The organism is Rhizobium fabae (assembly GCF_003985135.1).
GTDB lineage: Bacteria > Pseudomonadota > Alphaproteobacteria > Rhizobiales > Rhizobiaceae > Rhizobium > Rhizobium pisi.
Map to the genome: position 1 here is coordinate 1 of NZ_ML133660.1, position 22,740 is coordinate 22,740.

At 60.9% G+C, this 22,740-nt stretch carries 19 protein-coding genes and 1 pseudogene; 10 read left to right on the forward strand and 10 right to left on the reverse strand.

Features of this window, described 5'->3' with window-relative positions; translation table 11 throughout:
* Positions 1-265 precede the first annotated feature (265 nt).
* The 9 genes and pseudogenes from EFB14_RS27310 to dusA all read left to right on the forward strand — a co-directional run bounded on the left by EFB14_RS27310 (position 266) and on the right by dusA (position 14,017).
* Positions 266-772: a hypothetical protein gene (locus EFB14_RS27310; RefSeq protein WP_126829622.1), complete on the forward strand. Its 507-nt coding sequence runs from the start codon at positions 266-268 to the stop codon at positions 770-772.
* Positions 773-928: 156 nt separating this feature from the next.
* Positions 929-3,910: an excinuclease ABC subunit UvrB gene (uvrB, locus tag EFB14_RS27315; protein WP_125848738.1), complete on the forward strand. Its 2,982-nt coding sequence runs from the start codon at positions 929-931 to the stop codon at positions 3,908-3,910.
* Positions 3,911-4,432: 522 nt separating this feature from the next.
* The gene (locus EFB14_RS27320) at positions 4,433-4,894 is read left to right on the forward strand and encodes a DUF3828 domain-containing protein (RefSeq protein ID WP_125848740.1); all 462 of its coding nucleotides are present in this window, start codon (positions 4,433-4,435) and stop codon (positions 4,892-4,894) included.
* Between the two features lie 115 nt (positions 4,895-5,009).
* Positions 5,010-5,395 (forward strand): annotated as a pseudogene (locus EFB14_RS27325) (GNAT family N-acetyltransferase).
* 382 nt (positions 5,396-5,777) lie between these two features.
* A complete protein-coding gene (locus tag EFB14_RS27330; protein WP_126829623.1) occupies positions 5,778-8,636 on the forward strand; it encodes a metal-binding protein in 2,859 nt (952 codons plus the stop codon).
* A gap of 65 nt (positions 8,637-8,701) precedes the next feature.
* Entirely contained in the window at positions 8,702-11,437 is a 2,736-nt protein-coding gene (locus EFB14_RS27335; protein ID WP_126829624.1) for a metal-binding protein, read from the forward strand.
* A gap of 422 nt (positions 11,438-11,859) precedes the next feature.
* Positions 11,860-12,153 carry a hypothetical protein gene (locus EFB14_RS27340; protein ID WP_125848746.1) on the forward strand — a complete coding sequence of 98 codons (294 nt, stop codon included), beginning with the start codon at positions 11,860-11,862 and terminating at the stop codon, positions 12,151-12,153.
* A 465-nt stretch (positions 12,154-12,618) separates the two neighbouring features.
* Positions 12,619-12,831: a cold-shock protein gene (locus EFB14_RS27345; RefSeq protein WP_003540801.1), complete on the forward strand. Its 213-nt coding sequence runs from the start codon at positions 12,619-12,621 to the stop codon at positions 12,829-12,831.
* A 184-nt stretch (positions 12,832-13,015) separates the two neighbouring features.
* Positions 13,016-14,017: a tRNA dihydrouridine(20/20a) synthase DusA gene (dusA, locus tag EFB14_RS27350; RefSeq protein WP_126829625.1), complete on the forward strand. Its 1,002-nt coding sequence runs from the start codon at positions 13,016-13,018 to the stop codon at positions 14,015-14,017.
* A gap of 478 nt (positions 14,018-14,495) precedes the next feature.
* Here dusA and EFB14_RS27355 read toward each other — a convergent pair whose 3' ends face one another.
* The 4 genes from EFB14_RS27355 to EFB14_RS27370 form a co-directional block, all read right to left on the reverse strand.
* Entirely contained in the window at positions 14,496-15,833 is a 1,338-nt protein-coding gene (locus EFB14_RS27355; RefSeq protein ID WP_126829626.1) for a virulence-associated E family protein, read from the reverse strand.
* 233 nt (positions 15,834-16,066) lie between these two features.
* Positions 16,067-16,537: a hypothetical protein gene (locus EFB14_RS27360; protein WP_245438313.1), complete on the reverse strand. Its 471-nt coding sequence runs from the start codon at positions 16,535-16,537 to the stop codon at positions 16,067-16,069.
* Between the two features lie 91 nt (positions 16,538-16,628).
* Positions 16,629-16,841, reverse strand: a complete 213-nt coding sequence (locus EFB14_RS27365) for a hypothetical protein (RefSeq protein ID WP_126829627.1) — start codon at positions 16,839-16,841, stop codon at positions 16,629-16,631.
* Positions 16,838-17,071, reverse strand: coding sequence for a hypothetical protein (locus tag EFB14_RS27370; protein ID WP_126829628.1), 234 nt, complete (start codon positions 17,069-17,071; stop codon positions 16,838-16,840). Before EFB14_RS27370 ends, EFB14_RS27365 begins: the two co-directional genes overlap by 4 nt.
* 361 nt (positions 17,072-17,432) lie before the next feature.
* On the opposite strand from EFB14_RS27370, the gene EFB14_RS27375 reads away from it, so the two are divergent.
* Positions 17,433-18,053: a helix-turn-helix domain-containing protein gene (locus tag EFB14_RS27375; RefSeq protein ID WP_125848758.1), complete on the forward strand. Its 621-nt coding sequence runs from the start codon at positions 17,433-17,435 to the stop codon at positions 18,051-18,053.
* A 59-nt stretch (positions 18,054-18,112) separates the two neighbouring features.
* Here EFB14_RS27375 and EFB14_RS27380 read toward each other — a convergent pair whose 3' ends face one another.
* From EFB14_RS27380 to EFB14_RS27405, 6 genes are all read right to left on the reverse strand, one after another.
* Positions 18,113-18,970, reverse strand: coding sequence for a sigma-70 family RNA polymerase sigma factor (locus EFB14_RS27380; protein WP_126829629.1), 858 nt, complete (start codon positions 18,968-18,970; stop codon positions 18,113-18,115).
* An 11-nt stretch (positions 18,971-18,981) separates the two neighbouring features.
* Positions 18,982-19,869, reverse strand: a complete 888-nt coding sequence (locus EFB14_RS27385; protein ID WP_126829630.1) for an alpha/beta fold hydrolase — start codon at positions 19,867-19,869, stop codon at positions 18,982-18,984.
* Between the two features lie 47 nt (positions 19,870-19,916).
* On the reverse strand, positions 19,917-20,231 hold the full coding sequence (locus tag EFB14_RS27390) for an EthD family reductase (RefSeq protein ID WP_086433120.1): 315 nt from the start codon (positions 20,229-20,231) through the stop codon (positions 19,917-19,919).
* Positions 20,232-20,279: 48 nt separating this feature from the next.
* Positions 20,280-20,585: a putative quinol monooxygenase gene (locus EFB14_RS27395; protein WP_125848765.1), complete on the reverse strand. Its 306-nt coding sequence runs from the start codon at positions 20,583-20,585 to the stop codon at positions 20,280-20,282.
* A gap of 219 nt (positions 20,586-20,804) precedes the next feature.
* Positions 20,805-21,761, reverse strand: a complete 957-nt coding sequence (locus EFB14_RS27400; protein ID WP_125848767.1) for a S1C family serine protease — start codon at positions 21,759-21,761, stop codon at positions 20,805-20,807.
* A gap of 117 nt (positions 21,762-21,878) precedes the next feature.
* Positions 21,879-22,487 (reverse strand): phage connector family protein, encoded by a 609-nt coding sequence (locus EFB14_RS27405; RefSeq protein ID WP_183605083.1) that lies wholly within the window; start codon positions 22,485-22,487, stop codon positions 21,879-21,881.
* Positions 22,488-22,740 lie beyond the last annotated feature (253 nt).

Here is a 22,740-nt window from a genome sequence, read left to right on the forward strand (position 1 = left end):
CGATCCCGCTACATGACACTTGAGACAATCGCCACAATGAGCGATGATCCCCTCATCAGCCTGCCAGCAGCAAGCTGACACTCATCCGGCCCTCTGGGATGAGCCGTGGTCGTCTAAGCTACACCACGTCCTGGGACATGATCGCATGCCGATTGTGGGATATTTTCAATCTATCTACCAATCTTTGTATTGAGCATTCGATAAACGGTCGGCAGTTGCTTATAGCAGTAGAGGATTCAAGCTTTTTTTACAGTGGACGGCCTTCATGCTCAATGGACTGCCTTTAATTTGCGGCTTTGCTTTTGCTCTGACGGCACTGTCAACCGGCGCAACTTGCGCACAAACGCTGGACGGTTTGCACGATTTCAAATTGGGCAGCTCGTTTGCCGATGCCCAGCGGAATGCGAGCGAAAAAGGTTGGAGATTGAAGGAACTTTCGCCCTTCCTACCTGGCAATTGGCTCGTGGAAGGGTCGAATCTCGGTCTTTTCGTATGCGACGACAAAGTCGCCTCTATCCAACAGCATCGCGACGGCGGACTTCATGACTTCGCATTGATCGTGCAAGACTTTCGAATAGAATATGGCGAGCCGGCAACCACCATTGTGACATTTCCGATTGGGCCGACATGGATATCGAATATCGACGTCAGATTCACTTCACCCTCGGGAGAAAGCGTCAACGTGCAGCTCAGCAGTACTGACGAAAAACTTGGCATTCATCTCAATTTCTTCAATGCGAACATGCAGTGCACGACGGAAACCAAGCCTTGAGAGTGCACGACCGCTCTTGGCGTATAGGTGCAGTAATCTTACCCAAGCCGTGAGCTAAGCGCCCGCCAAATTATTCCAACTTCCGAACACACAGTTCGTTTCCCTTTTGTACTCTTCCCTCTTCCCTTTCGCGCTGACTCTCTCCATATTCCCGCCATGGCCAGATCTCCGAAGAAATCCCCCGCCCCGAATGGCTTCGAGGAAGCCCCTCAATCGTCCTTCGAGGGCGCGCCGCTGTCCGGCTCCGTTGCCGATTGGGTGAAGCAGCTGGAGGCTGATGCCGAGGCCTCGGGCGTCGAGACTCAGCGCCAGATCGCCTCCAAGGCTGGCAAGCACCGCAAGAAGGTGGAAATCGCCGCTTCAAAGAGCGCACGTGGCACCTCCATGGGCGGCTCGACCGATCCGAAGACGCGCGCGGCGGCCGGCCTCAATCCCGTTTCCGGCATGGATACGACGCTGGAGGAGGCCTCGTCGCTGCAGGCGGGCACCGCCGTCACCGCCACTGTCGAGGCGCTGTCGGCGCTGATCGAGAGCGGCAATCCGCTGCACAAGAACGGCAAGATCTGGACGCCGCACCGCCCTGCCCGCCCCGACAAGTCGGAAGGCGGCATCCGCATCCTGATGAAATCGGATTACGAGCCGGCCGGCGACCAGCCCACCGCCATCCGCGATCTCGTCGAGGGGCTGGAGAATGGCGACCGCAGCCAGGTGCTGCTCGGCGTCACCGGCTCCGGCAAGACCTTCACCATGGCCAAGGTGATCGAGGCGACGCAGCGCCCGGCCGTCATCCTCGCGCCGAACAAGACGCTGGCCGCCCAGCTCTATTCCGAGTTCAAGAACTTCTTCCCCGACAATGCGGTGGAATATTTCGTTTCCTATTACGATTATTACCAGCCGGAAGCCTACGTGCCGCGCTCCGACACCTATATCGAGAAGGAATCCTCGATCAACGAGCAGATCGACCGCATGCGCCACTCGGCGACGCGCTCGCTGCTCGAACGCGACGATTGCATCATCGTCGCCTCGGTCTCCTGCATCTACGGTATCGGCTCGGTCGAGACCTATACGGCGATGACCTTCCAGATGTCGGTCGGCGACCGGCTGGACCAGCGCCAGCTGCTGGCCGACCTCGTCGCCCAGCAATACAAGCGCCGCGACATGGATTTCACCCGTGGTTCGTTCCGCGTGCGCGGCGACACGATCGAGCTCTTCCCCGCCCACTTGGAAGATGCCGCCTGGCGCATCTCGATGTTCGGCGACGAGATCGACGCCATCACCGAGTTCGATCCGCTCACCGGCCAGAAGGTCGGTGACCTCAAGTCGGTGAAGATCTACGCCAATTCGCACTATGTCACCCCGCGCCCGACGCTGAACGGCGCCATCAAGTCGATCAAGGAAGAGCTCAGGCTTCGCCTCGCCGAACTGGAGAAGGCCGGCCGCCTGCTGGAGGCCCAGCGCCTGGAGCAGCGCACCCGCTACGATATCGAGATGCTCGAAGCTACCGGCTCCTGCCAGGGCATCGAGAACTATTCACGTTACCTCACCGGCCGCGACCCCGGCGATCCCCCGCCGACGCTGTTCGAATATATCCCCGACAACGCCCTCGTCTTCATCGACGAAAGCCATGTCACCGTGCCGCAGATCGGCGGCATGTATCGCGGCGACTTCCGCCGTAAGGCGACGCTGGCCGAATACGGCTTCCGCCTGCCCTCCTGCATGGACAACCGGCCGCTGCGCTTCGAGGAATGGGACGCCATGCGCCCCGACACGATCGCCGTTTCGGCCACGCCGGGCGGCTGGGAGATGGAGCAATCCGGCGGCGTCTTCGCCGAACAGGTGATCCGACCGACCGGCCTGATCGACCCGCCGGTCGAGGTCCGCTCGGCCCGCACCCAGGTCGACGACGTGCTCGGCGAGATCCGCGAGACGTCGGCCAAGGGCTACCGCACCCTCTGCACCGTGCTGACAAAGCGCATGGCCGAGGACCTGACCGAATATCTGCATGAGCAGGGCATCCGCGTGCGCTACATGCACTCCGACATCGACACGCTGGAGCGGATCGAGATCCTCCGCGATCTTCGCCTCGGCGCCTTCGACGTGCTCGTCGGCATCAACCTTTTGCGCGAAGGCCTCGACATTCCCGAATGCGGCTTCGTCGCCATTCTCGACGCCGACAAGGAAGGCTTCCTGCGCTCGGAGACCTCGCTGATCCAGACCATCGGCCGTGCAGCGCGTAACGTCGACGGCAAGGTCATCCTCTATGCCGACAACGTCACCGGCTCGATGAAACGGGCGATGGAGGAAACCAGCCGCCGCCGCGAAAAGCAGATGGTCTACAACGCCGAAAACGGCATCACCCCGGAATCGGTGAAAGCCAGGATCTCCGACATTCTCGACAGCGTTTACGAACGCGACCACGTCCGCGCCGACATCTCGGGCGTCTCGGGCAAGGGCTTCGCCGATGGCGGCAACCTCGTCGGCAACAACCTGCAGACCCACCTCAACGCGCTCGAAAAGAGCATGCGCGACGCCGCCGCCGACCTAGACTTCGAAAAAGCCGCCCGCCTCCGCGACGAAATCAAACGCCTCAAAGCCGTCGAACTCGCCGCCATGGACGACCCGATGGCGAGAGAAGAAGCGAAGGCGATGGAAGGCAAAGGCGGCCGCACCAACAGCAAGGGCAAGGCAACGGTCTCCAGCAGCAGCCCTCATGGTGAGGAGGCCCAAGGGGCCGTCTCGAACCACGAGGGCGAGCGTGGAACCTCCTACTTCTCCAGACCCCGCCTCGACGACATGGGTCCGGGCACCGACATGACCACGCCCCTCTTCCGCAAACCGGACCTGGACGACATGGGCCGCGACATCGCCGAACCCGCCAACAAGAGCCTTTTCCGCAAAAACGACCTCGACGAAATGACCGTCGGCCGAACGGAAAAGCCGGTCATCGGCCACGTGCCGGAAAAGCCCGATGCCGCCAAGGGCACGAAGCGGTTTTCACCGCTGCTTGAAGGCCAGCCGGACCGTGATGACGTGCGGCCGGTGGTGCGCGGGAAGACGGGTGTCGGGAGTTATGAGGACCCGGGCGAGCAGAAGCGCAAGGGGCGGACGAAGGGGAAGACTGGGCGGCCGGGGCGGTGATTCTCCTCCCCACATCGGCCGTGAAATCAAACCTCGCTCGAATTAATTGATCCTCAGCTTTCTGCACCTGCGCTATCTGTAATTGCTGCGGCGCAAAAAGGCCTGCAATCCAGGCATCAGCGACCCACCGAGCAACAGGATCGGAAGATGACTGAATGCCTTGGAGTGTCAACGGCGAAGCGGCGACACTTCCTTAGGCTGGGGTGGGACGCGTGACGGCAGGGAAAGAGTCTTTCCTGCTCAAGGACTTGAGCAGGCTGGATCTCTGTGACAGGCACAGAGATGAGGGAGTGGATGGGGATCCATCCATCGACATCCCGCCTCTCACTGCAAATGGAAATTGCCGATCAGTTCCTCAAGCGACATCTTGACGAATATGCGTCCTCACACGAGCTCTCTCCGCCGGGGAATACTAGGTGTTCCAGGCCGCAAGAGTGTCAACAAAGCCTCAGTTGCACCCCAGCGGGAATGCCCGCATCTGCGACTCGTGCTATAAATTCCTCGTCACCAGAAGGAGCCCGCATGCGCCTGCCCGCCCTTGCCCTCGCTTTGTCCGCGCTGATCGCCTCTCCCGCTCTCGCCGAGACCTTCAAAACCCCGAAGGCCCTGCTGCAGGCGCTCTACAGCTTCGATCCCGAGAGCGCCGATGACGACGGCCCCTCGCCCTATTCGGCTTTCTTCTCCGACCATCTGAACAAGATACTGCAGGCCGATCTCGACAATACGGCGGAAGGGGATGTCGGGGCGATCGATTTCGATCCCGTCATTGCTGGACAGGATGGCGAGGCAAGCGACCTCAGGATCGGCCAGCCGATCCTGCTGAACGGCCGGGCCGAGCTTGAGGTGCAGTTTCGCAACGGCAAAAACGTGACGCTCTACTACACGCTGGTGAAGGAGCACGGCGGCTGGAAGGTGGAGGATATCGCCAACCAGCAGGGCGAGGCCCCCTGGAGTTTGAGTGCCTTGCTGGGCGATGAGGAGTAGGCGGCGGTCAGGACCCTTTGCCATAGCGCCATGCGCCGACAGGCGGTGTGGCCCGCCTTCACAACCCGCCCGCTGATCGGGAAGCGCCATGCCCGCTGAATGAAGGGAACCGCCCATGCCGGAACTGCGCATCGACCCCTTCCCCTCCGCCGCCGAACTGAATGCTCTCATTCCGCCGCCTGGGGCAGCCCGCACAGCCGGGATTTCACCGCCATCCTCTCCCGCAGCCTCGCCCATATCGGCGCCTACCACGGCGACAGGCTCGTCGGCTTCGTCAACGTCGCCTGGGACGGCGGCATCCATGCCTTCATCCTCGACACATCGGTCCATCCCGACATGAGAAGGCAAGGCATCGCCACGCGCATGATCCGCCAGGCGACGAACCTCGCCCGCGAACGCGGCGCCGAATGGCTGCATGTCGATTTCGAGCCGCACCTGACCGGCTTCTACCGCGCCTGCGGTTTCAGACCGACGGAAGCGGGCCTCATCAAGCTCGTGTAAGGCCCCCCGCGCAAGAAGCAGGGGCAGGTCGAAACCAACACCAACCCAAGATGGTGAGGCGAATGGTCGCGCGGCACGATACCGCTGGAGAACCGCTGAAAACACAATTTTCCCGAGAGCATCCCGGCCGAAAATGAAAAATAGTACTATTTAGGAGACCAAAGCACCGCTTTGAGTTCTCAAATTAAAATTGATTTCCCGAGTATTTCATCCTTAGTTTTTCATTAAAAAGCAATGAAAAGACACAATTTTGCATTGAAAACTTAATCAGGGATTGGCATAGATCCCCAGGGGGTTGTCGTCCGTTGAAGCTGCAAGAACAGTTCTACTGAGGATTTCTCATTTTCATAGAATGCAACGCATCTTTTTGGAAAGTTTCAATATGGCCTTGAATATTCTGGACACGAACGGCGCAACGATTACCAAGACCGGCGCCGAATTCGAAGCTTACGACGTTATCCGGGACTCAGCCGCAAATCCTTCCTCACCTGTCACTCTGGTTGTCTCGGATTCCGGCGTTGCCGATCTGGCCGACGAGTTGGGTTCGGTCTCCGCGAGGGTGACGGGCTCAAGCAGCGGCAGCACGATCACGACGGGCGCAGGCAACGACACGCTGTTGGGCGGTGACGGCGCGGACACGCTGAACGGCGGCGCAGGCAACGACACGATCACTGGCGGCAGCGGCAACGACAAACTGATCGGCGGCGACGGTAACGACAGGATCACCGATGGTGGTTTTACCATCTTTCTGCCGGGACCTGACGGCTTCCAGCCGGAACTCATCAACATTGATGCCGGCGCAGGCAACGATGTCATAACCATCGAGAGATTCGCTTCACTGATTTCAGGAACAATCGATGGCGGCACCGGGATCGATACGCTGCAAGCCCAATCGCTCCAGGGCCTGACGATCACGAATGTCGAAATCCTTGAAACGGGGTTCTCGCAGGTTAACGGTTCGAGCGCGCAGTTCGAAAGCTTTGATAAGATCATTGGCGCGAACGATCCGTTTTTTGATTTTCGTCCCTCATTGGCGGTGACGGACAGCGCCCACCTCGATCTTTCCGACGAACTGGGAGCCAACGGCGCCTTCATCACCGGCTATGACGGCGTTGACGCCAAGGCCGGCAGCGGCAACGATGAGTTTGCGGGCAGCGACGTCAACGACATTTTCGACGGCAATGGCGGCAACGACATCATCAATGGCAATGGCGGCAATGACAAACTGACCGGCGGCGCCGGCAACGACACGATCGATGGCGGCGACGGCATCGACACCGCGGTCTTCTCAGGTAACTTTGCCAACTATTCCCTGGCGATCGACAATGGCAGCCGTGTCGTGACGAGCGCGCTTGAGGGCCTGGATAAGCTGACAAACGTCGAATTCGCGCGCTTTGCCGATGGCCTCTACAATTTCGCCACCGAGACTTTCACCGTCAACGGTCCTGGGCCGGGTACTCCGCTGAATATCCTGGATACGCACGGCGCTACGATTACCAAGACTGGTGCCGAGTTCGAAGCCTACGACGTCATCCGCGACTCCGAAATCAATCCTCTCGTCCCTGTCAAACTGGTCATCTCGGATTCGGGCACGGTGAACCTTGCTGACGAACTGGGCTCAGGCTCAGGAAATGTGACGGGCTCAAGCGGCGACGATGTGATCACGACGGGCGCAGGCAACGACCACATCGATGGCGGTGGCGGAAATGACACGCTGAACGGCGGCGCCGGAAACGATCAGCTTCGTGGCGGTGATGGCAATGACACGCTGAATGGCGGTGATGGCAATGACCTGCTCGCGGGCAGAGACGGCAATGATATTCTGAACGGCGGCGACGGCAATGACCAGATCGTGGGCAGCATCGGAAATGACGTCATCAGAGGCGGCGCGGGCAACGATACGATCTCCGATGGTGGCGGCTTCGGCCATATCCCTGAGGTCTTCGACATCGATGCGGGCGATGGCAACGATGCCATCACCTTGGAGGGATTCATTCCACTGGTTTCCGGAACGATCGATGGCGGTGCCGGGATTGATAGTCTCGAAGCCTTCTCGCTCCAGGGCCTGACGATCAAGAACATTGAAATCCTTGAAACGGCAGGATGGTCGGTTGCCGGTTCAAGCGCGCAATTCGAAAGCTTTGATAAGATCGTTTACTCGACCGATCCGTTCGCAAGCGGTTCTCACCCCTCATTGGCATTGACGGACAGCGCCCACCTCGATCTTTCCGATGAGTTGGGAGATCGCGGGGCTTTCGTCACCGGCTATGTCTCCGGCATTGACGTTAAGACCGGCAACGGCGACGACGAATTTACCGGCACCGACGGCAACGACATTTTCGACGGCAGCGGCGGCAACGACATCATCAATGGCAAGGCCGGCAATGACAAATTGATCGGCGGCGCCGGAAACGACACCATCAATGGTGGCGCCGGCATCGACACCGCAATCTTCTCCGGCAATTTCGCCAATTATTCCTTCGCATTGAACAACGGCGATCATAACCTGACGAGCGCTGGGGAAGGAACGGACACGCTGACAGACGTCGAATTCGCGCGCTTTGCCGATGGCGTCTATGACTTCGCCAAGGGAACTTTCAAGCCCGATAGCAGCAACAGCGCGCCGACCGATATCCAGCTGTCGAAAACCGCCCTCTCCGAGAACACCCCGCTCTGGACGACGGTCGGCCTGCTCAGCGCCAAGGATGCCGATGGCGACGCCCTTACCTACACACTGCTCGACGGGGCCGGCGACCACTTCCGGCTGAAGGGCAACCGCATTGTCACCTCGAAGGCTCTCGATTACGAGACCGACAAGTCGCACACGATCAAGGTCGCCGTCTCCGACGGCAAGGTCACGGTCGAAAAGGACATCACGATCAACGTCATCGACGTCAACGAAGCGCCCGTCAACAAGGCGCCGATCAACCTCGCCTTCTCCCGTACGTCGATCTCCGAGAATGTCGCGATCGGCACTGCGGTCGGCCTTCTCTCGGCGATCGATCCGGAAGGCGGCGTCGTGAAGTGGCGGCTGACGGATGATGCCGACGGCGTCTTCAAGCTCGTCGGCAACAAGATCCAGACGACGGCAGCGATCGATTACGAAAGCACCCACAGCCTGACCTTCACTGCCGAAGCCTATGACGCGGCCGGAAACGCCACAAGCCACGATTTCACGCTCGCCGTGAAGGACGTCTTCGAACCGTCCTTCTCCGCGCTGTCGCATGAAGCGCTGATCTGATCGCGACGTGATTGCCGCCGACGCAGAGATGCGTCGGCAAAGCGCACCTTTTTGAAAGTTTCCATATGGCCTTGAATATTCTCGACACGAACGGCGCCACAGTCACCAAGACCGGTGCCGAGTTCGAAGCTTACGACGTTATCTGGGACTCAGCCGCCAACCCTTCCTCGCCTGTCACTCTGGTTGTCTCCGGCTCCGGCGTGGCGGACCTTGCCGATGAACTTGGATCGGTTTCCGCAAACGTGACGGGCTCGAGCAGCGCCAATGCGATCACGACAGGTGCGGGTAACGACACCATCAACGGCGGCGCTGGTAATGACACACTAAACGGCGGCGACGGTAATGACCTGATCTTGGGCGGCGGCGGTAATGACGTCATCAAGGGCGGCGCGGGTAACGATACGATTGCCGATGGCGATTACTTTTCTAACGTCGCTGAAGTCTTCAATATTGATGCCGGCATTGGCAACGATACCGTGATTTTGGAAAAGGGGCCCTTCGTCCAGATATCCGGAACAGTCGACGGCGGCGCCGGCACCGACACGCTGCAGACCGAAGATATGACGGGCCTGACGATCAAGAATTTCGAGATTCTCGAAACAGGGTCAAACGGTGTTACGGGATCGTCCGCGCAACTCGAAAGCTTCGACAAGATCACCACCACCTCCCAACTTGGCCTCTACCTGCATTTGGCGGACAGCGGCCATGTCGACCTCTCCGAAGAGCTGATAGCCGATCGGGTCTTCATCTATGGCGCTCTTAACACTTCCGGTATCGACGTCACGACTGGAAGCACGCGAGACTACTTCGCCGGGACCGCCGGCAACGACATCATCGACACCGGCGCCGGCGACGACATCATCTATGGCAATGATGGAAATGACATCATCAGGAGCGGCACGGGCAACGACACTATCACCGATGGTAAGCTCTTCGGATCTTCCCCTGAGACCTTCGACATAAATGCTGGCGACGGCGCAGATACCATAACCGTGCAGACCGACACTCATGTGCTTTCCGGAACAATCGATGGCGGTTCTGGAATTGATATTCTGCGAGCCCCCTGGCTGCAGGGCCTGACGATCAAGAATATCGAAATCCTTGAAACGGCGGGATCGATGGTTGCCGGTTCGTCCGCGCAGTTCGAAAGCTTCGACAAGATCGTCTTCTCGAACAGCCCCAGCGACCAGAACTCTGGCCTCGGTCTGATGTTGACGGACAGCGCCCATGTCGATCTTTCCGACGAACTGGCAAGCCGTGGGGCCTACATCACCGGCAGCGCCTCCGGTATCGACGTGACGACGGGCGGCGGCAACGACCACTTGGAGGGAACCGCCGGCAACGATATTTTCGATGGTGGCGCAGGCAACGACGTGATCAACGGCTATGCCGGCAATGACAAGTTGACCGGCGGCGCAGGAAACGACCAGATCTTCGGCGGCACCGGAAACGACGTCATCAAGGGTGGAGCGGGCGACGACAAGATCACCGACGGCGATAATGTTTCCACCGCCCCCGAGACCTTCGATATTGACGCCGGCGATGGCAATGATGCCATCAACCTGCAGACGCATTCTTCCGCGATTTCCGGAGTGATCGACGGCGGCGCCGGCACGGATACGCTGCGGGTCATCGAGCCGACCTTGGGTCCTGGCAATGAATTCATCGGGCTTGCCGGCCTGACGATCAAGAACGTCGAAATTCTTGAAACGGCGGGAGCCGAGGTTCTCGCTTCGGCCGCCCAGTTCGAAAGCTTCGACAAGATCGTCAAATACGACAAGCCAGGCTATGAGAACGACGTCCTCGCGCTGACATTGACGGATAGCGCCCATGCCGACCTCTCCGACGAGCTGGCAAACCGCCACGTCGACATTTTCGGCACCGCCTTCGGCATCGACGTCAAGACCGGCGCCGGCAACGACTATTTCTTTGGCACCGGCGGCAACGACACGTTCGAAGGTGGCGCCGGCAACGACGTGCTCCTTGGCGGCGCCGGCGTCGACACGGCCGTTTTCTCCGGAAACTTCGCCAACTACTCCTTCGCGACCAGCAATGGCGATCGCATCCTGACGAGCGCCAAGGAGGGCACGGATACGCTGCGTGACATCGAAATCGCCCGTTTCGCCGATGGTATCTATGACTTTGCCAAGGGAACCTTCACGCCCAACGTCAGCAACAGCGCGCCCACCAATATCCAGCTTTCGAAAACCTCCCTGTTGGAGAGCACACCGCTCTGGACCACGGTCGGCCTGCTGAGCGCCAAGGATGCCGATGGCGACGCCCTCACCTACACGCTGCTCGATGGCGCCGGCGATCACTTCCGGCTCAACGGCAACCGCATCGTCACCTCGAAGGCTTTGGATTACGAGACCGACAAGTCGCACACGATCAAGGTCGCCATTTCCGACGGCAAGGTCACCGTCGAAAAGGACTTCACGATCAACGTGCTCGACGTCAACGAAGCCCCGGTCAACAAGGCGCCGATCAACCTCGCTTTCTCCCGCGCGTCGATCTCCGAGAATGTCGCCATCGGCACCGCAGTCGGTCTTCTCTCGGCCGTCGATCCGGAAGGCGGCGTCGTGAAGTGGCGGCTGACGGATGATGCGGACGGCATCTTCAAGCTCGTCGGCAACAAGATCCAGACGAAGGCGGCGATCGACTACGAAAGCACCCATAGCCTGACCTTTACCGCCGAAGCCAATGACGCGGACGGAAACGCCACCAGCCACGATTTCACGCTCGCCGTGAAGGACGTCTTCGAACCGTCGTTCTCGAGCTTGTCGCATGAGGCTTTGATCTAGGCCATCCCGCGCAAAACCATGCAGTGGTTTTGCGCGACAGGCGTCGATTCCCCCGGACGCAGACATGCGTCCGGAGTGGTTTGAGAGACAGGCCGACGGCAAGAGGCGCCGGCGCTCTCCGCTTCGAGTGAGTGCCAGTGCTTCGACTCCAGCCTGTGGATTCTGCGCCTCGGCATGAACAGGTGCTGCGCCCCAACCGCGGAATTCCCACCATCCGCTCGGATATCCGCAAGGTTAAAACTGTCTAAAGCCCTGCCGGGATTTCACCGACATTGAACAACACTCCTGCTGACGGCCGCGTCCTGCGGTTGCCGTGCTGCAAGAGCGGAACCGATTCTTTGAGGCGGCCCTCCGGCTCATGGAAAGGCGGAAATGCACGGTGCGGGTTGTCGGCTTGAACGCCGAAGGGATAAGTCATGCTCATGATTATATTTATATTCGGCCTTTCGATCGTCGTTTCGCAGCTCATCTGCACGCGGTTGCCGAGCGGCTTCCTCTATTCCCTGCTCGCCTGGCTTTGCACCGTCGTAACCGCCTTAGCCGCCACTGTCATGGCGTTCTTTGCCCTCTATTTCGCAGGCCCTGTGGCCGTTGCGCCCAACGAACTCGTGGCATCGTCGGCGATCAATTTCACGGAAGCGTTCCTGCTCTCACCGTTCGTGGTCTGGTTCCTGCGCCGAAAGGTGCGCAAGCAGGCCACCGCGCCAGAGGCATGACGAAGGCGGCCTCCAAGGGTTGTCGGCGGCGTTGCACCGCCACCAGGACTACTTCTGGGAGAATCCAGGCCGGCTATCGAAATCGCCCGCGTCGTCTCGTTCCGGCACAGGATCCCGATATGGCACAGCCGTGCAACTGTCTGCTAACTTTTCGTCAAGTACCTGAATCTTCGGCATTTCCCGTCATAATTGCGGCCATGCCGCAATAAAGTGGCTTGCTTTTTGCCCGAAATGCTGGCACCAATCCAAGTACTCGGGCATTTGCATGCCGGTGACTGGACCGATGTGGTAATCCCTTCCGTGACGGAGGGCGCGCGGGAATACCCGCCTACGTAGACGTTCTTTCCCCGTACGTGACTTCTCCGACTGACCCTTCGTCCCAGACGACCGGGGCGAAAGCTAAAGCCGTCCGCTTCCTCTCGGGGGCGCGGATACTACACAGACTAAGGGAAAAGGACTATCCCAATGGCCACCAAGGGCACCGTAAAATTCTTCAACCAGGACAAGGGTTTTGGTTTCATCACGCCGGACGGCGGCGCAAAGGACGTTTTCGTCCACATCTCCGCGCTGCAGGCTTCTGGCATCCAGTCGCTGCGCGAAGGCCAGCAGGTCACCTTCGACACCGAGCCGGATCGCATGGGCAAGGGCCCGAAGGCTGTCAACATCTCGGCTTCGTAAGTCAGACTTCCGCTTCGGCGGCATGGACGGCGCTCCGCAAGGGGCGCCGTTTCTGTTTGTGGCGTGGCCGTTTGTCGATCGCACGGCCAAGTGTTATATGCGCGCTTGATGGATAATTCCGCTGGCGCAGCGATGCGGCGCCCGCATGGGGGCGCCATGAAAGCAAGGAACAACGGAAACGTCGATGACTGAGAAGAGGCCTGTCTTCGCCGTGGCCCCGATGATCGACTGGACGGATCGGCATTGCCGCTATTTCCACCGCCAGATCAGCCGGGAGGCGCTGCTCTACACCGAGATGGTGGTGGCGGATGCGATCATCCACGGCCCGCGCGACCGGCTGCTTGGTCATGACGTTGCGGAACATCCGCTGGCGCTGCAGCTCGGCGGATCGGACCCGGCCAAGCTTGCCGAGGCGGTGAAGCTTGCCGAACCCTACGGCTATGACGAGATCAACCTCAATGTCGGCTGCCCGTCCGACCGCGTGCAGTCGGGAACCTTCGGCGCCTGCCTGATGCTGACGCCTGAAACGGTGGCCGCATGCATCGCGGCGATGAAGGCGGTCGCGGCCGCGCCGGTGACGGTGAAATGCCGGATCGGCGTCGACGAGCAGGAGCCGGAAGAGGCGCTGCCTGATCTCATCACCCGCGTTCTCGATGCCGGCGCCGACGCGATCTGGATCCATGCCCGCAAGGCCTGGCTGAAGGGCCTGAGCCCGAAGGAGAACCGCGAGATCCCGCCGCTCGACTACGACATCGTCTACCGGATGAAAGAGCGCTGGCCCGATGTCTTCATCGGCATCAACGGCGGCATCCGCACGCTTGATGAAGCCGCCGCCCACCTCGCCCATGTCGATGGTGTCATGCTCGGCCGGGCAGCCTATCAAAATGCGGCGATCCTCGCGGACGTCGACCAACGCTTCTTCGGCGCTCCGGCGGCCGAGCCGGACTGGCAGGCGCTCTGCGACCGGATGATGGCCTATGCCGAACGCCATATCGCCAGCGGCGGCCGCCTGCAGCACGTCGCCCGCCACATGGTCGGCCTCTTCACCGGCCTCCCCGGCGCGAGGCGCTATCGCCAGATTCTCTCCACCGATGCAGCCAAAAGCGGCGCCGGGCCAGAGGTGATCGCGGCAGCATTTGCGGCGGTGGATTTTTCGGGGGTGGAGCAAGAGGCGGTAAGTGCCTGACGTTGGGTGATGTTTTCCTAGGGGTGAGTGGCCGGCATACTGCTACTTTTCATCCCACTGGAGTTCCTAGATAGCTGGGGATGAGGCAGCGGCACACTCCCTCTTCGCCCGAGCGGGGGTCCGCAGGACGGGCGAGACCCGTGGCTCGCCCCGGTCGATGCCCGTTAGGGCAGATGAGGGGGTGAGCGACGTCAGGAGCGAATGCACTGAGCGCAAGCGAAGAGCAATATTGACCGACGTGCCGTGAAACCCCCTCATCCGCCTGCCGGCACCTTCTCCCCGCTGGGGAGAAGAGACAAGTGGCGGCGCGGTGTTCCCTCTTATATCGCCGAGGATTGGATCAGCCGCGAGAGATCCCTAGACGCCGCTCACGACACCTTCGCCAGAGCCTCATAAGCCGCAGCACGCTCCCTGTTCTGTCGCGCCTTCAACACCAGCAGTCGCGCGACGACCACGACGACCGCAACACCCCCCGCAATCAGTAGCCAGTTGATTTCGCCGCCAACCGCCGCATTCGAGCCGGCGCCGCCGGTTGCAAGTGCTGTCGTTCCACCGGCGCTACGCCGCTGCTTCCTGGAGATCGCGTCCCCACGCCACCCTCCTCAAAGATCGGATTGAGAAACACCACCTTATCCTCGCCGCCTCTTCGGTCGCGGCTCGCGGTCCAGCCGAGTTTCTTCATGATGCGGCCGATGCGGCCGGCGTGGCGCCAGTCGGCGTCCTTGGCCGATATTCCGAGGCTCTTGAGGATATCGAGCTGGGCGACCGATCTCCGGCCTTTCAGCGTTGGAACGATCACCTCAACCCAGACGTCGACATCAGTGCGCTTCTCCTGCTCGGCGACAACTGCCTGCTGCTCTTCTTCCTGCACCCACCAGGGCGTCTTTGCCTTGTAGAGAGCGACGGCTTCGGCCCATAGCTGGTCGCGGTCGGCGCCGATCGCCTCGATATCGATGCGCCCGACCGTCAGCGGCCAGAAGCTGCGGCCGCCTGTGGTATCCTTGAGATAAGGGTTGCCGTCGGGATTGATCGTGCCGCAGAGGCAGACGCGGCGCGGCGCCTCGATCACCGATCGGCCGTAGGGCGGGCGGAAACGGTCGGTCTGCCTGCGCAGGAACTTTTTGACCGCGCTGGTCTCCGAAGCGTTGAAGCGGTGCATCTCCGCAACCTCCAGCCCCCAGATCCCCTGCATCTCCATCATCGCGTCCTTCGAGCCGATGTCGGACAATTCGTCGGTGAAGAAATCGTCGCCGCAGAGCATGCGCACGGCCGTGGATTTCCGCGCTCCCTGCGGACCTTCGAGGATCGGCATCGTATCGACCTTGCAGCCCGGCTGCAGCCCGCGCGCCACGCTCGAGATCAGCCATCGCATGCCGACCGTGCGGGCATAGGGCGTATCCTCGATGCCCATGTAGTAGGTCAGCCAGTTGTGAAGCCGCGGCCTGCGATCCCAGGCGAGGCCCTCGAGATAGTCGGTCAGCCGGTCAAAACGCGCATGTTCGGCAACCGTCTGGATGACCGGGGCGATGGTGGCGACCTTCGGCGTCATGTCGTTTCCCTCCAGCCACATGACGGCTTCGCTGTAATCGCGATCCTGCAGCGCACGTTCGCGCCAGTTGCCCCTGGCGGGGTCCCAGGGCGGCCGGCGCATCAGTACGACGCGCATCTTGAAAGCGTCGAAGGCGAAGATGCCCGCGAGATCGGGGTGATGTTCGAGGAACAGCGCCCAGTTGCGCGTGACGCCGGGCTTGATCCGGCCCTTCGCCCGGCCCGCTTCAATGCAAGCCCATGACCGGCCGCCACATCGGACAGGCAAATCTCACGGCGCACGCGCTCGACGTCGGTCATATCCGTCCCCTGGTTTTGATCGTTGTGATCGTCACAACGTTTTGGCGGATGCATGTCGCCCAAAAGCGCGCGGCGGCTTGGGATAACGACATGCATGGCAAGCAAGAGCCAAGGCGCATTGCGTCAATCAATTCGATACAACGCGCTTTAGCTGCGATAGAAGCTCGGGCGGCGGAAATTCAATTCGGCATGTCCGGCCGTTCAGGCGCGGCGAGCCGGCGTGATCTCGCCTGCCATCACCAGGCGGTATCCCTGGCGGTAGCCGACATTCTCGATGCCGATGCCGGAACCATCAAGCCGGGTGCGCAGATGGCAGAGCGCCACCTTGAAGGCGGCATACATGCGCGTCGGCGACGGCCCGCCATCGGGATCGTCGACATACATCGCGTCGAAGATCCGCTCGGTCTGCACAGGCATTCCCTTTCCGCGCCACACCGCGCCGAGAATGCGCGCCTGAAGCGGCGTCACATCATAACGATCGACGACGATCTCGAGCGTGGGCGCTGCCACCGGCTGCTTGCAGCAAGGGCAGTTGATCGGCTCCATTTCCGCAGCACCCGCCCCTGCCTTTTCCAAGACACGCTCTTTCCGCGCATGTTCAACTCCCTCCGCGGAAACCGGCCGCTTGGGCGCCGCCGGCGACAATCTGACTTTCCTGTCCACTGCTGTCATCGGATTCTCCATCTCTTTCAGTCCGTCCGGCCGTCCCGTTCGGCCGGCCTATTTTCTGTTCAAAGCGTTTGTCGCCGCCTGGCGACTTGGATCATGCGCCGGCGATCAGCCGCCGGATCTCGTCCTCATAGGGCGCCATGCGCCACATCAGGCGCGCCAGCACCTGGAGCTCGCTTGCTTCGGCGCGCGAGATCGTTATCAGAGCCTCGTCGGCCGGCGCCCCGCCGCGCATCAGGCAATGGCCGACGAGTCCATCGAGCAGCTCCGCCTGACGGAGAATGCTCCAGGGCTGCCGCCCGCTCATCGCCGCTCCGGCATCATTTCATCGGCCGAAAGCGCGATGCCGCGCTCGCGCGCCACCTTCATTAGCAACAGCTGGTCGCGGCCGCTGATCAGCCCCTCACCATCGCCGAGCGCGCGGCTGATCTTCGAGCGATGACGCCCGATTGCCCGCGCCAGCTCCGCCGGAGAAAGGCCGATTTTCTCGTGAACCTTGCGCCACAGGGTCTTGCGGTCCTTACCGAGCTTTTGCATGTTCGCTCCGAATTGATGCGATAATTGCAACATATAATGCGATAACAACATCGTCAAGAGCGACTTCACCTGAAATGGGATTTTATTCCGAAACCATCGGGGTTGCCCGCCTCGCCTCGACCGAAAGAAGGAATATTTTCCTCTTCGTATTGACTCCACCAGTCGGTGTCAATTATCTAGGTTGCAGAAGGAAAGAGGAACAACGGGAGTTCTCACCAGCCGGTATGGCGCTTGGCGCCGCTGGATTCAGTCGCAGCCATGCAATTTACGCAACGCAATGCGGAAATGTCGCATGCGCTTGTCGCTTGTTGCGAAATATGCAACAACTCGGTTCCATTCAACGATGCTTGGAGGAATCGGGATGACCGAAATCGACAAGAAGTGGTTTTTCCAGAAGCTGGACGAACGGCAGAAATCTGTCAGGGGCCTTGCGCGGCATCTCAGCATAGATCCTTCCGCCGCGTCGCGCATGCTGTCTGGCACGCGGAGAATGAAGATGGAAGAAGCAAACCAGATTGCGCTGTTCCTGGGCGTTTCGCTCTCGGACGTGCTCAATCATGCCGGTGTCTCGGTCGAGCCTGATGGCACACCCACCCGTATTCTGCTCGCGGCTGTTATCAACGAGGAAGGCTCGGTCGAGCGGCTGAAGGAGCCGCGCCCGCTGCCCCAGGCCGTCATCGATCGTGCCAAGGCCGCCGTCCGGGACTTCGTCGAAGGCCAGGTCATCGCCGCCCAGGTGCGCGCAGCCTTCGGGCCATTGTCGATCTGGGACGATGCCGTGATCCTCTTCAGCCACACCGACGAAGTCGAAACGGCGGCAATCGGCGTCCTCTCCATCTGCCGCACCCGGGGCGGCGAGCAGATCATGGCCAAGGTCGAACGCGCCAGAAAGACCGGCGAGGCCCGCATCCAGACGGCATCGGGCGCCACCGAGGAAACCCTCCTCGACACCGCAACCCCGGTGCTCGCCGTCATTCCATAAAGCGCGTCCTTTGAACATGGAAGCGGACTGTGGATTGAACGCAATGTGATGAGAAACTTTCAGCCGAGCCGCACCCAGTCTATCGCTTCGAGCACATAGGGAGCGAACAGGAAATCCCGGATCTCGATGATCCGGCCTTCTGACCAGTCGATCAGGACAAAGTGCGCAGGGCTTTCCATCGCGCCGGTGCTGTCGAAGACCAGCATGGCGGGCTGTCCTTCAACCGCGCCGAGGGCAAAGCGCCATTTCGTCTCTTCCGCATAGCGCGTGAAATAGGGGTTGATCTTGTCGCGCCCTTGCCAGTGGAGCCGGTTCACCAGATCGAGCTTCACGTCATCGGCGAGCATGGCGCGGATCGCGTCGAAATCGCCGCTCCGAAACAGATCGACATAGGCGGCCATCTTCCGCCGGTCCTTGTCTGATATCAGCGGCAGCCTGATATCTTCGGGCGCCTGCGCAAGCAGCCGCAGCTGAGCCCGCCCGCGCTGAAGCGCCGATTTGGCGGCGGCCGGAGAGCATTCGGCAATGCCGGCAATCTCATCGACCGAATGACCGAGAACATCCTTGAGAAGGACAGCGCAGCGCTGAAGTTCAGGCAGCCGCAGAAACGTCTGAAAGCTGATCGCGACGATATCAGCCTCGGCGATCGGCGCAGCTTCGATGTCCTCGGTCAGCGGAACGACCGTGTTACGGGACCTGCGGCGCAGGAAATCGAGGCTGGTATTATGGGCGATGCGAAACAGCCAGCCTTCGAGATTATCCACCGCGGCGCCCTCTGCCCGCGCTTGAAGCGCCTTGACGAGGCTATCCTGCAAGACATCCTCGCCATGAACGGCCGATCCCGTCATGCGCGCGCAGTAGCGATGAAGGCGTGGCCGCAGCGCTTTCAGGCGTTCCTCGAATTCGTCCATGTTCATGTTGTCAGGACCTACTGAGCTTCCGCGCTCTGCTCCGCCAGGGATTGCGCATAAATGTCGATCAAAATCCTCGACAGACCGGCCGGTCGCGACAGGAATGGCGAGTGGCTGCTTTCCAATATGTGGGTCGTCGTCTTGCCGCCGATGGCCTCGTCCACCATTGCTATCATGTGATCCTGACCGGTCAACGGGATGGCACAATCCTGTGTGGTGCGGATGTAGTGGCGCGGCACCGTGCCAAATCGTTCCGGCGTGATTTCCGATGGGGCCAAGGCGCCGGCGTTCGATTCATCGCAATGAAGCTGCGCCGCCGCATGCGCGAATTCGGACTCCGACACATCGCCATAAAACGAAGCTTTGAGCAGCGATCGATAGGCCTCGTCGGTCGATCCTGCATGGATCCTCGTCGCGCCGATGGCGGTGGGGTCGCCGACGAACAGCCCGGGCGACAGCGCAGAAGACATGCTTTCATGCTGGAGCATCGCCAGCAGCGGCATTCCCTTCGGCACCATGAAGCCGGCGAGATAAACGACCGCGAGCAGCAAGTCCGGAACCTGCTCGGTAACCGCTGAAATCGTCATCCCGCCAGCCGAATGCCCGACCAGGATGACCCGGCCGCCGCTGAGTGACGCAGCTTCCTTTACCAACGCGACGACCGCCTGCGTCCGCTCCTCCTGCGTAACGCCCGCGACGGGCGACGGCTCGGTGGCAAACGCAGCCGGGTCGAACGGGCGATGGCCGAGCGATATCGGGGCTATCGCATTGCCTCCCGCACCGGGAAGGTCGAGCGTCAGCGCCGCGAAGCCATGGGCCTCGAGGATCGGCGTAATCCGATCCCACGACGAACGGTTGTGCCAACCGCCGTGGACCAGGACGAAAGCTGCTTTGGGTATCGACATCGCCGATCCTCTCCTGCTTGATTTGATGGTTTGGTGACCTCTACAGGTCAAACTTCCCGGCTGTCGAAAAGGAACATTTGGACGCCCGAGTCATCAGGAGCATAAAGCTGGCGATCGGCCGCAGCCGCCCGGCCCTCCGGGCTTGCGAACGCCTTTTTGAGCGCGTCGAGATCGTCAAAATGCAGCGTGCCGACCAAATGAACATCGGACGGTCCGGCGATGACCGTGACGGGTCCGTGGCTGATCTCATATTTCCTGAGACCCGGAATCTTCTTCGCCAGAGGGATATGCGTCTCGAAATAGTGCTTTTCGAACGCTTTCACGTCAGCGGGCTTCTTGTAGATGACGACCATTCCAGCCATTGCGGTTTTCCTTTTGCCAATCCGGTGATGACGGCTTTCACGTTAGTCTCACCGGCTCCTGCTCAGCGCCGCCGAGCCCATGATCGAATCCAGGCTCGCCAGCTCCATGATGCCGGGGAAATAGGCTTTCATGCGCGGATCGCTGCGCATCGCCTCGACGTCCGCTGAGGTCTCCCACTCCGAATAGATAACGACGCCGGCGCCGTCCTTCGAAGCGATCAGCCGGGTCGTCTTCCAGCCGGAAAGCGTGCGGATCACCGTGTCGGTATTCTCAGTCAGGAGCGCGATCAGCGCATCCTGCTTGCCGGGTTTGACCTTCAGCAGATTGATCAAAATAACGGGCTCGTCGGACATGGCATGTCTCCTTCTGTTTCGGACACACCAAGGACGACCCGAAGAGTGAAAACGGATCGCGACCTAGAAGATTTTTTGGAAAGTCATCTCGAAGAAACGTGCTTCGCCCGGTGACCCCCGGGGCCACCTCGTGGTCCCGCGGCCGCCGGTGATCCCGCCGTCGCGGAGTGATCCCGCGGCCACTAGTAGTCTAGTGGTCCGCAACCACGGGGCCGAGAATCACGACCGCGCCATCGGCAACAAAGTCTTCGTCTCGATCTTTGCCGCCACCGAGAACACCAGGATCTCCGTTTCCCTGCCGATCCGGCTGCCGTCCATCAACCGGACGATATCGTCGACGCCGCCGACCGGGCTGCCGTCGATGGCGAGGATATAATCCCCCTCCTGCAGCCCGCCTTTGGCCGCCGGCCCGTCCGGCTCGACGCGCCGGATGCGCACGGAGGTCGTCTGCGGCGTTCCGGCCGCAAGCGCCACTCGGCGCGGCAGCACGATCGTGTCGCCAGCGATGCCGATGAAGGCGCGCCGGACCTGGCCGTAGCGGAGAATCTCGGAAACCACGAAATTGGCGGTATTCGACGCCACGGCAAAGGCGATGCTCTGCGCGCCCTGGATGACGGCGGTATTCACGCCGATCACCTCCCCGCCCGAAGACACCAGCGGCCCGCCGGAATTACCGGGATTGAGCGCCGCATCGGTCTGGATGACGTCGTCCATCAGCCGGCCACTCGCCGCCCGCATCGACCGACCGAGCGCCGAGACGATGCCGGCGGTGACGGTCCATTCGAAGCCGAGCGGGTTGCCGATCGCAATCGCGATGTGGCCCCTGCGCAGCCGCTGCGAATCCCCGAGCTTCGCCCAGGCCCCGGTGCTGGAATTGGCGCGAATGAGGGCGATATCCGTATCGACGTCACGCCCGAGCACCCGCCCCTCGGTGACGAAGCCGTCGGGCGTGGTGATGCGAACCACCTTGGCGTCGTCGACGACATGGCTGTTGGTGATGATCAGCCCGTCCGGCGAGACGGCGAAACCCGAGCCATGCCCCTGCCGGCCACCGATCCTCTCGATCCGGCTGACCGCCGGCCCGACGATATCGACCGCCGCCGCAATCGATTGCGAATAGGCATCAATCAGCGCCCCATCATTCTGAGGCACGATCTCTTTGTCCATATAACCCATTATCTGATCCTCAGGCGGCAAGAACGGCCGCCCCGCCGCCGGCAAAGCAATCGCGATTGCGACGGTCCGCCATGGCGCTGTTGTATAGGAATTAGATGGTTGGGCGACGAGTTGGGTTCAAGTGAGGATGGAAGTGGTCTGCGCGTTGTGCTGCGATCTTCCGGTCAACGCGGAGGTCGCGCTACGACGCTTCTGTTTCAACGGCTTGTGGCGGCCCCTAACCTGCGGATCGCGCGTCAGAGGCATGGCGAGCCGCACCGCGAGATGCCAGGAAAGCGCGTCGACGAAAAGCGGAGGATATTTCGTCGGATCGATCAGCCGTTCCGTGAAATTCAAATAGGCGGGCGAAACATTGCAATAGATCATGCCGCCCTCGGCGTCATAGGCATGCCCGCCGGCAGAGGTAGACGCACCGCCGGAAAAGACGCCGCCGACCGAAGCATCGCCCTTCACGTCGAGCGTCGAACGGATGCCCCTGATCGCCAGGCAGTCGACCGGCCGGTCGTAGGCATAGGCCCACTCCCCCGGCCGATCATTTTCGATTTCGGCGAGAGACCGTGTCCTGCCGGCAAATCGCCAGGGATAGGCTTGCAGCAGCGCATCCCGCGCCGGTGCAAAGAAACGGTTACAGGCACGCGCCTCCACCGTCGGCTCGCTCAGCGCGTTGATGCTGTCCTTGCCGATGGAAGCGAGCGCCAGATTGCAGATTGATATAATGGATGTCATCTCGGTCAGCCCCGTGGTTGGCCGACCTTAAGGTGAGAACAGTTGTTGCGGTGAAACGCCAAAAGAGCCTCATCCTGAGGTGCCCCTCAGGGGCCTCGAAGGAAGAGGCGGGTGCTCGGCGTCGAGCATGCACAATACGACCTTTCCCTCGGATCTTCGTGCCAAAACTCCCGAGACTGTGACCTCCGTAGCTTTACTTATCCCAGCCCTCACCTATGGAAATCTGTCATATCGATCGAATAGAAAGACGCGC

Excerpts from the sequence above, each read along its gene's own strand:
- EFB14_RS27310 (WP_126829622.1), top strand. The coding sequence starts at position 266 with ATGCTCAATGGACTGCCTTTAATTTGCGGCTTTGCTTTTGCTCTGACG.
- uvrB (WP_125848738.1), top strand. The coding sequence starts at position 929 with ATGGCCAGATCTCCGAAGAAATCCCCCGCCCCGAATGGCTTCGAGGAA.
- EFB14_RS27320 (WP_125848740.1), top strand. The coding sequence starts at position 4,433 with ATGCGCCTGCCCGCCCTTGCCCTCGCTTTGTCCGCGCTGATCGCCTCT.
- EFB14_RS27330 (WP_126829623.1), top strand. The coding sequence starts at position 5,778 with ATGGCCTTGAATATTCTGGACACGAACGGCGCAACGATTACCAAGACC.
- EFB14_RS27335 (WP_126829624.1), top strand. The coding sequence starts at position 8,702 with ATGGCCTTGAATATTCTCGACACGAACGGCGCCACAGTCACCAAGACC.
- EFB14_RS27340 (WP_125848746.1), top strand. The coding sequence starts at position 11,860 with ATGATTATATTTATATTCGGCCTTTCGATCGTCGTTTCGCAGCTCATC.
- EFB14_RS27345 (WP_003540801.1), top strand. The coding sequence starts at position 12,619 with ATGGCCACCAAGGGCACCGTAAAATTCTTCAACCAGGACAAGGGTTTT.
- dusA (WP_126829625.1), top strand. The coding sequence starts at position 13,016 with ATGACTGAGAAGAGGCCTGTCTTCGCCGTGGCCCCGATGATCGACTGG.
- EFB14_RS27360 (WP_245438313.1), bottom strand. The coding sequence starts at position 16,537 with ATGACAGCAGTGGACAGGAAAGTCAGATTGTCGCCGGCGGCGCCCAAG.
- EFB14_RS27365 (WP_126829627.1), bottom strand. The coding sequence starts at position 16,841 with ATGAGCGGGCGGCAGCCCTGGAGCATTCTCCGTCAGGCGGAGCTGCTC.
- EFB14_RS27370 (WP_126829628.1), bottom strand. The coding sequence starts at position 17,071 with ATGCAAAAGCTCGGTAAGGACCGCAAGACCCTGTGGCGCAAGGTTCAC.
- EFB14_RS27375 (WP_125848758.1), top strand. The coding sequence starts at position 17,433 with ATGACCGAAATCGACAAGAAGTGGTTTTTCCAGAAGCTGGACGAACGG.
- EFB14_RS27380 (WP_126829629.1), bottom strand. The coding sequence starts at position 18,970 with ATGAACATGGACGAATTCGAGGAACGCCTGAAAGCGCTGCGGCCACGC.
- EFB14_RS27385 (WP_126829630.1), bottom strand. The coding sequence starts at position 19,869 with ATGTCGATACCCAAAGCAGCTTTCGTCCTGGTCCACGGCGGTTGGCAC.
- EFB14_RS27390 (WP_086433120.1), bottom strand. The coding sequence starts at position 20,231 with ATGGCTGGAATGGTCGTCATCTACAAGAAGCCCGCTGACGTGAAAGCG.
- EFB14_RS27395 (WP_125848765.1), bottom strand. The coding sequence starts at position 20,585 with ATGTCCGACGAGCCCGTTATTTTGATCAATCTGCTGAAGGTCAAACCC.
- EFB14_RS27400 (WP_125848767.1), bottom strand. The coding sequence starts at position 21,761 with ATGGGTTATATGGACAAAGAGATCGTGCCTCAGAATGATGGGGCGCTG.
- EFB14_RS27405 (WP_183605083.1), bottom strand. The coding sequence starts at position 22,487 with ATGACATCCATTATATCAATCTGCAATCTGGCGCTCGCTTCCATCGGC.